The sequence below is a fragment of the Propylenella binzhouense genome (assembly GCF_009866965.1).
GTDB classification, from domain to species: domain Bacteria; phylum Pseudomonadota; class Alphaproteobacteria; order Rhizobiales; family Afifellaceae; genus Propylenella; species Propylenella binzhouense.
Window position 1 is genome coordinate 1 of record NZ_SPKJ01000138.1, and the last position, 8,221, is coordinate 8,221.

General features: G+C 70.3%; 7 protein-coding genes. 4 read left to right on the forward strand and 3 right to left on the reverse strand.

Features of this window, described 5'->3' with window-relative positions; translation table 11 throughout:
- Positions 1-86: 86 nt before the first annotated feature.
- Complete coding sequence (locus E4O86_RS21275) at positions 87-2,432, forward strand: transglycosylase domain-containing protein (RefSeq protein WP_161142557.1); 2,346 nt, start codon at positions 87-89, stop codon at positions 2,430-2,432.
- 21 nt (positions 2,433-2,453) lie between these two features.
- On the opposite strand, the gene E4O86_RS21280 is transcribed toward E4O86_RS21275, so the two are convergent.
- The 3 genes from E4O86_RS21280 to rplM all read right to left on the reverse strand — a co-directional run bounded on the left by E4O86_RS21280 (position 2,454) and on the right by rplM (position 3,884).
- Entirely contained in the window at positions 2,454-2,765 is a 312-nt protein-coding gene (locus E4O86_RS21280; protein ID WP_161142558.1) for a phospholipid-binding protein, read from the reverse strand.
- A 179-nt stretch (positions 2,766-2,944) separates the two neighbouring features.
- Complete coding sequence (gene rpsI, locus E4O86_RS21285; RefSeq protein ID WP_161142559.1) at positions 2,945-3,418, reverse strand: 30S ribosomal protein S9; 474 nt, start codon at positions 3,416-3,418, stop codon at positions 2,945-2,947.
- 1 nt (position 3,419) lies between these two features.
- Positions 3,420-3,884: a 50S ribosomal protein L13 gene (gene rplM / locus E4O86_RS21290; RefSeq protein WP_161142560.1), complete on the reverse strand. Its 465-nt coding sequence runs from the start codon at positions 3,882-3,884 to the stop codon at positions 3,420-3,422.
- Positions 3,885-4,185: 301 nt separating this feature from the next.
- Between rplM and E4O86_RS21295 the strand changes: the two genes are divergently transcribed.
- The 3 genes from E4O86_RS21295 to uvrB form a co-directional block, all read left to right on the forward strand.
- On the forward strand, positions 4,186-4,692 hold the full coding sequence (locus E4O86_RS21295) for an SH3 domain-containing protein (RefSeq protein ID WP_161142561.1): 507 nt from the start codon (positions 4,186-4,188) through the stop codon (positions 4,690-4,692).
- A gap of 95 nt (positions 4,693-4,787) precedes the next feature.
- Positions 4,788-5,357 (forward strand): SH3 domain-containing protein, encoded by a 570-nt coding sequence (locus E4O86_RS21300; protein WP_161142562.1) that lies wholly within the window; start codon positions 4,788-4,790, stop codon positions 5,355-5,357.
- 84 nt (positions 5,358-5,441) lie between these two features.
- Positions 5,442-8,221: excinuclease ABC subunit UvrB (gene uvrB / locus E4O86_RS21305; protein ID WP_161142563.1), on the forward strand; the 2,780-nt coding region annotated here is incomplete at its 3' end.

Consider the following 8,221-nt stretch of genomic DNA (forward strand, 5'->3'; position numbering starts at 1 on the left):
GGGGGCGGGACGGCGAAACTGTGCCGCCCGCGGGCGGTGGCGCCGGGCAGAAGCGGCCGGCAACAGCGCCCGCCGCCGCGAAGCCTGTGCCTTCGCTGAAGGCGCTCGGACCCGGTCCTGCGCTCCAGGCGGTCGCCGCCGCGGCACCTCCGTCCCCATCGGCGCCCGAGGCCGGCGACACGGCCGCTCCGGCGGATGCCGGCAGGGAGACGGCACCGGACCGCGTTCCGGCCGCGGAATCGGGCGCGGCCGAAGCCGATGCGCCGCGCCGCGCCGCGACCGAGCCGCCCCGTCATCTCGATTTCGTTCCGGCGCTCGATGGACAGGTGCCCGCGCGCGGCCGTGGGGGCGTGCGGCGCTTCCTCGGCAAGGCGGCGGGAGTCTCTCTCGGGCTCGCGCTCGTGGTCGCGGCCGTCGGGATCTGGATCGGGCGCGATCTTCCGTTCGGATTCGTGAACGGCGGTCCGGGGGCGGCCGCGACCGTGCTTGCCGCCGCCGACGGTTCGCCCGTCGCTCCGGTGTCCGCGCCCCTCGCGGCAGGGGACCTGCCGGACGATCTCGCCAATGCGGTGCTCGTCGCGGTCGACAGACAGTTCTTCGACCAGAACGGCATCGATTTCTCCGGGGTCTGGAGCGTCGTGTGGAGCGGGCTCGTCGGCCGCTCCGGCGAGGAGACCGGCTCGCTCGCCCAGCAATTGAGCCGCTCCGCGTTTATCGCGAAGGACGCGAGCCTCAAGCGCAGGCTGCAGGAGGCGGTGCTGACGGCGGCGCTCGAGTGGCGCCTCGACCGCCGCGCGATCTTGAGCCGCTTCCTCGACGGCGCGTCCTTCGGCAATGCGGCGATCGGCGTCCGGTCGGCCGCCCGGATCTACTTCGACAAGGATGTCGCCGATCTCGATCTTCCCGAATCGGCCTTCCTGGCCGGATTGCTCGGGGCGCCACCGGGATTCGATCCGCGCGGCGCCGATGCGGCCGAGGCGGTACGGCGCGCGAACGGGGTGATCGACGGCATGCGCGGCCAGGGCTTCGTGGCGCCGGATCGCGCGGAGGCCGCCAAGGCCGATCCCGCGCGGCCGGTCGGCGCCGCCGCCCCCGGCGGCTGGTACGCCGAATGGGTGCAGGGCCAGGCGCAGCAGCGCTTCGGGCCGATCCTGGGCGAGTTCCGGATCGGGACGACGCTGCGTCCGGATCTGCAGGAGAAGGCCGAAGCGGCCGTGCGGAAGGGGCTGGCGACACTGAGGCCGGAGCAGAAGGTCGGCCAGGTCGCGCTCGTGGCGATGACGTATGACGGCGCCGTGGTGGCGATGGTGGGCGGCCGCTCCGCCGCGGAGGGCGGTCCCAATCGCGCCACGGAGGTCCGTCGGGAACTCGGGTCCGCCGGCAGCCTGTTCGTCTATCTCGCGGCCATCCGGGCCGGCTGGACCCCGAACGACAGGCTGCTCGATGCGCCGCTGCGGGTGGAGCAGTGGCGCCCGGGGACCGGATCGGCCGATACGGACGTGGTCGATCTGAAGGGGGCCTTCGCGCGCTCCCTCCATGGCCCGACCAGGCGTCTCGCAAGCGAGGTCGGCACTTCGGAGGTCCTCGTCGCCGCGCGCAATCTCGGCCTCGACGTCCCGTTCGGAGGAGGTGCGGCCGACAGCATCGAGGACGTTCGCGCGAGCCTGCTCGAACTGACGGGCGCATATGCCTCGATCGCGGCCGGATCGGGGCCGGTCCGGCCCTACGGCCTCGCATCGGTCTCGGCACCGGCGACCGGCGGCGAGCCGCTCTCGGTGCGGCCCGCCGGTCTCGGCCAGCGCATCGAGCAGGGGCCGGCGCTCGTTCAGCTTCTGGAGAACGTCGTCACCGAAGGCACCGGCCAGCGTGCCGCGCTCGGGCGCTTCGCGGCCGGCAAGACGGGCACGAGCCGCGATTTCCGGGACGCCTGGTTCGTGGGCTTCACCGACGATCTCGTGGCGGGCGTGTGGGTCGGCAATGATGACGGCAGTCCGATGAACGGGATGACCGGCGGCGAACTGCCTGCGGTGATCTGGCGGGACTTCATGGTCGCGGCCGGCGGCGCGGGGAACGGACCCGCGCGGCTCGGCCGTCTCGATCCGCCGAAGGACCAGATCGCGGGCGAATCCTCGGCGGCGCCGGGGCGGGCTGCCGCCTCGTTCTCCGCCGACGGCCCGCTCACGACCGAAGGCCTTGGCCTGCTCCACGAAACGGAGGACGCAATCTCTTCCGCTTCGGCGGAGGAAGCGCGCGGCGTTCCCGTCCTGCCCGTCGCGCCGCTGCAGGAGCAGGGCAGCCCCGCGATCAAGCGGACCGGCTCGGCCGCCTCCAGGAGTGCGGGCCTGCCGGGCGGCGCCTGGAAGAGCGGCACCGGCGTGCACAGCGGAAATCGCGTCCGCCGCGCCGCCCCGTCCTCCGCGCCGCGCCGCTGAGATCGCGCCGGCGGGCGCCCCTCAGGGGAACCGCTTCTTCGTCTTCGCCGTGGCGAGTTCCTTGCCGGCGGCATCGAGCGCGCGGATGGTGAATTCGTAGAGGTGGGAGACGTTCGGCGGGCAGGGTCCCTTGTAGCGGAACGCCCCGTAGGGAAGCTGGCTCTGGCCCGCATAGGCCACCTTGCCGCCGCCGTGCGGATAGCGGAGGTAGTCCAGGTCCTTCATCCTGATGTCGAGCGTGACCGTCCCTGCCGGAACGCCCGTCAACGTGATTGGCGGCGAATTCTCGTCCAGGCAGTGCTTGGTCGGGCCCCAATCCACCGACGCCTGCATGGCGGCTTCCGCACCGGACGGCATCGCGCATGCCAAGGCAAGCGCAGCAAATGTCGCCTTCGAGCGCACGTTCCCCCTCCCTGCACACTCGAGGCGGCATGGTATCTGCCGCTCCATCGTCGGGAAAGAGAAAAGGCGGGCCGAAACGGCCCGCCTTCGGAAATCTGCGGACAGGCGCCTCAGCGCTTGGAGAACTGGAAGCTCCGGCGCGCCTTGGCGCGGCCGTACTTCTTGCGCTCGACCACGCGCGGGTCGCGGGTCAGGAAGCCGTTCTTCTTCAGCACCGAGCGAAGCTCGGGCTCGTAATGCGTCAGCGCCTTGGAAAGGCCGTGGCGGAGCGCGCCGGCCTGACCCGACAGGCCGCCGCCGGACACGGTCGCGGTGACGTCGTACTGCCCGTCGCGGTTCGTGAGCAGGATCGGCTGCTGGATGATCATCTGGAGAACGGGACGGCCGAAATATTCGGTATAGTCCTTCTCGTTGACCACGATCCGGCCGGTGCCGGGCTTCACCCAGACGCGTGCGACGGCGTCCTTGCGCTTGCCGGTCGCGTAGGCGCGGCCGTGCGCGTCGAGCTTCTGGACATGGACCGGCGCTTCCGGCTGGGCGGCTTCGGTCCCGAGCGCGCTCAGGTCCTGGAGGGTCTGTGCCATCTTAGGCGCTCCGTGCGTTCTTCTTGTTGAGGGCTGCGACGTCGAGCGCCTCGGGCTGCTGCGCCGCGTGCGGGTGTTCCGCGCCGGGATAGACGCGCAGGTTCTTGAGCTGCTGCCGGCCGAGCGGGCCGCGCGGGATCATGCGCTCGACGGCCTTCTCCAGCACGCGCTCCGGGAACCGGCCCTCGATCACCTTGCGCGCCGTCTGCTCCTTGATGCCGCCCGGATAGCCGGTGTGCCGGTAGTACTTCTTCTGCTCGAGCTTCTGGCCCGTGAAGACCACCTTCTCGGCGTTGATGACGACGACATTGTCGCCGCAATCGACATGCGGCGTATAGGTCGGCTTGTGCTTGCCGCGCAGGCGGTTCGCCACGAGCGCCGCGAGGCGGCCGACGATCAGGCCTTCGGCGTCGATCAGAATCCACTTCTTCTCGACGTCCGCTGGCTTGGCGGAATAGGTCTTCATGACAGTCCTCTGGGAGGGCGGATAGCCCCGCGCACTCGGCGCGGCGGAGCGTTGCGGCGTCACATACGGCCCGGCGCCCGGCCTGTCAAGCGGCCATCGCAGACAGGAATGAAATCAATGGCTTACGACGATGGTATTTTGTTACCATCCGGCGAGCTCCCGGTCTGAGCGCGGCGCGCCTGCGGGCCCCGGGGCAATCCTTCTTTGTTCATCCGATATTCAGCCGCTCCGGCGTGAAATGAAAGCCGACCCCGCCTCGTCCATAATGTTGCAGGTGGGTGCTCATGATCCGGAGACCTCGATGAGGATTCGCTTTCTCTGGGCCGCAGCGCTTCTGCTCGGCCTCGCCGTGCCGGGAGCCGCGTCGGCCGCGACCGGCGGATTTACCACCGGGAACGTCAACATGCGGGCCGGTCCGGGTACCGAATATCCCGTCATCACGACGGTCCCCTACGGCAGTTCGGTCGCGATCTACGGCTGCACCGCCGGCTACGAATGGTGCGACACCAACTGGGCCGGCTATCGCGGCTGGGTCTCGGGCGGCTATCTCGAATTCGTCTATCAGAACCGCCGCGTTCTGGTTCCGAACTACGGCATCACCTACGGCATCCCGATCATCACCTTCAGCATCGGCGATTATTGGGGCCGCTACTACCAGGCCTATCCGTGGTGGAACGACTGGCACCGCTGGGCGCCGCCGCCGCGCGGACCGATCGTCGGCCCCGGTCCCGGCCCCCGGCCCGGCCCCGGCTTCGGACCCGGGCCCTGGCGTCCGGCACCCGGCCCGGGCCCCGGGCCGAGGCCATAGAGCAGACCGCCTGTTCGCTTGGGGCGATCCGCAGCGCTTTACATTGCCGCGGATCGCCCCAACCTTGAGGAGAGGGCGCAAGTCAGGAGTAGGATATGAAGACACGTTCCCTGCTGGCGGGCCTGGCGCTGATCGCCGCGACACTCCTGCCGGAGATCGCGAGCGCCGCCACGACCGCCTATACGACCGGCAACGTCAACATGCGCGCTGGCCCGAGCACGCGCTATCCGCGCATCACCACGGTCCCGCACGGCGCGACCGTCACGGTCTACGGCTGCACCCAGGGCTATTCCTGGTGCGACAGCTCCTATCGCGGGCTGCGCGGCTGGATTTCCGGCAGCTATCTCGCCTTCGGCTATCAGGGCCGTCACGTCCTTGTGCCGAGCTACGGCTATTCCGTCGGGATTCCGATTATCGGCTTCAGCATCGGCAGCTACTGGCCGCGCTATTACGGCCGGTACGACTGGTACGACAGCTGGGACCGCGACGGACGCCCGTCCCGCTGGTACAACCCGCCCTCGCGGCGTGCCCCGCCGCGGGTCGTCCATCCGCAGCCGCCGCGGTCGGGACAGATGCCGGGCCGGATCGTTCGGCCGGGCGGCGGCCCCTCCGGCTGGGGCTCGAGCGGGAATTCGCCCTATTGGAAGCCGGACAACCAGCGCTGACCGGATCTCGCCGACGCCGGAAGGAAGAGGGGCCCGCTCGCCGGGCCCCTTTCACATGCGGGCTCCGGGACGCATATTGCGGGCATGGCTCGGACCCGAAAGAATCCCGCGGCGCGTCCGGAAGAGACCGCGCCCGAAGAGCCCGCCGGCTTCGGCGAGGCGCAGCAGCCCAGGCTTGAAGGGGCCCCGACCGGGGACGCCTTCGCCGGCCCCGTCTCGCGCTGGGCGGAATCGATCGCCGAAGAGGCGGAGCGCGACGGCCGCGGCCGGGCGAAGCAGACGGCGAGACGCGTCGGCAGCCGCAATCCGATGATGCCCGACCAGTCGCTTCCGCTCGCGCCGTCGGCCGGAGAGGAGCCGGCCCGTCGGCGCACGCGCGCCGAGGGCCCGCCATCCGCCGGCGAGAAGGGCAAAGGCGGTGCCGGCAAGCCGCTCAAGACCGCCCGCGGCACCTCGATCGGCGGTCCCGGGACGGCGAGGGAGCGCGCCTCCGCCGGCCTTAGTCCGATCCCCGGCCTCGATATCGCGCTGGAGGATGTCGAGAGCCTGCCGCAATCCGGCGTGACGGCCACCGTCCAGGCGCTCTCCGCGCTCATCGAATCGGGCCGGCCCGAGTTCCGCGACAAGACCTGGGTGCCGCACCGGCCCCCGCGCCCGGAAAAGAGCGAGGGCGGCCGGGCGCTCCGGATCGTCTCCGGCTACGAGCCGCGCGGCGACCAGCCGGCCGCCATCGCCGAACTCGTCGCCGGCATCTCGGAGCAGAACGAGCGCACCCAGGTGCTCCTCGGCGTCACCGGCTCCGGCAAGACCTTCACCATGGCGAAGGTCATCGAGGCGACGCAGCGGCCGGCGCTCGTCCTCGCGCCGAACAAGACGCTGGCCGCCCAGCTCTACGGCGAGTTCAAGTCGTTCTTCCCGGACAATGCCGTCGAGTATTTCGTTTCCTACTACGACTATTACCAGCCGGAGGCCTACGTCCCCCGGACGGATACCTATATCGAGAAGGAATCCTCGATCAACGAGCAGATCGACCGCATGCGCCACTCGGCCACGCGGGCGCTCCTCGAGCGCGACGACGTCGTCATCGTGGCCTCCGTCTCCTGCATCTACGGCATCGGGTCCGTCGAGACCTATACGGCGATGACCTTCGGGCTCGCGCTCGGCGACCGGATCGACCAGCGCCAGCTCCTCGCCGATCTCGTCGCGCTGCAATACAAGCGCGCCGACGTGAACTTCATACGCGGCACGTTCAGGGTCCGCGGCGACACGGTGGAGATCTTCCCGGCCCACCTTGAGGACCGCGCCTGGCGCGTCTCGCTGTTCGGCGACGAAATCGAGGCGATCTCGGAGTTCGACCCGCTCACCGGCCAGCGCACGGGCGAACTGAAGAGCGTGAAGGTCTATGCCAACTCGCACTACGTGACGCCGAAGCCGACGCTGCAGCAGGCCATGCGCTCCATCAAGGAGGAGCTCAGGTGGCGGCTCGACGAGCTCGACAAGGCCGGCCGGCTGCTCGAGGCGCAGCGGCTCGAGCAGCGGACGAAGTTCGACCTCGAGATGATGGAGGCGACCGGCTCCTGCGCCGGCATCGAGAACTATTCGCGCTATCTGACCGGCCGCAAGCCCGGCGAGCCGCCGCCGACCTTGTTCGAGTACCTGCCCGACAACGCGCTCGTCTTCGTCGACGAGAGCCACGTCACGATCCCGCAGATCGGCGGCATGTATCGCGGCGACTTCCGGCGCAAGGCGACGCTCGCCGAATACGGCTTCCGGCTGCCCTCCTGCATGGACAACAGGCCGCTCCGCTTCGAGGAATGGGACGCCATGCGCCCGCAGACCGTCTGCGTCTCGGCGACGCCGGGCGGCTGGGAGCTCGGCGAGACCGGCGGCATCTTCGCCGAGCAGGTCATCCGCCCGACCGGCCTCGTCGATCCGCCCGTCGAGATCCGCCCCGCCAAGAGCCAGGTCGACGATCTCCTCGGCGAGGTGAAGCGCGTCGCCGCCATGGGCTACCGCGCGCTCGTGACCGTCCTCACCAAGCGCATGGCCGAGGACCTCACCGAATATCTCCACGAGCACGGCGTGCGCGTGCGCTACATGCATTCCGACGTGGAGACGCTGGAGCGGATCGAGATCATCCGCGATCTCCGGCTCGGGGCGTTCGACTGCCTGGTCGGCATCAACCTCCTGCGCGAGGGCCTCGACATTCCGGAATGCGCGCTCGTCGCGATCCTCGACGCCGACAAGGAAGGGTTTCTCCGCTCGGAGACCTCGCTCGTCCAGACGATCGGCCGCGCCGCGCGGAATGTCGACGGCAAGGTCGTCCTCTACGCCGACGGCGTCACCGGCTCGATGGAGCGGGCGATGGCGGAGACCGAGCGCCGCCGCGAGAAGCAGCTCGCCTACAACGCCGAGCACGGCATCACGCCGGAATCGGTCAAGCGCGCGATCGGCGACATCCTCGATTCCGTCTACGAGCGCGACCATGTCCGCGTCGATACCGGTCTGGCGGAGGAGGGCGCGCTCATCGGCCACAATCTCGAGGCCCATCTCGCCGACCTCGAGAAGCGCATGCGCGACGCCGCCGCCGATCTCGAATTCGAGACCGCGGCGCGGCTTCGCGACGAGATCAAGCGGCTCCGCGAGACCGAGCTCGCGATCTCCGACGATCCGCTCGCCCGCCAGGGCGCGGTCGAGGACCGCGCCGGCCGCTACGGCGCCGGCGGGCGGCCCGGCGCGCCGAAGGGAAAGGGCGCGGGATCGGCTCCGGGCGGCCGCGTCCGCAGGAACACGCTCGACGAGATGACGGTCGGACGCACCGAGGTGCCGCTCGGCGGCCCGCCCCCGGCGAAGGCCGCCGGGCC

What these genes read in the sequence shown, in the direction of transcription:
- E4O86_RS21280 (WP_161142558.1), bottom strand. Translation starts at nt 2,765, where the DNA reads ATGCAGGCGTCGGTGGATTGGGGCCCGACCAAGCACTGCCTGGACGAG.
- rpsI (WP_161142559.1), bottom strand. Translation starts at nt 3,418, where the DNA reads ATGGCACAGACCCTCCAGGACCTGAGCGCGCTCGGGACCGAAGCCGCC.
- rplM (WP_161142560.1), bottom strand. Translation starts at nt 3,884, where the DNA reads ATGAAGACCTATTCCGCCAAGCCAGCGGACGTCGAGAAGAAGTGGATT.
- E4O86_RS21295 (WP_161142561.1), top strand. Translation starts at nt 4,186, where the DNA reads ATGAGGATTCGCTTTCTCTGGGCCGCAGCGCTTCTGCTCGGCCTCGCC.
- E4O86_RS21300 (WP_161142562.1), top strand. Translation starts at nt 4,788, where the DNA reads ATGAAGACACGTTCCCTGCTGGCGGGCCTGGCGCTGATCGCCGCGACA.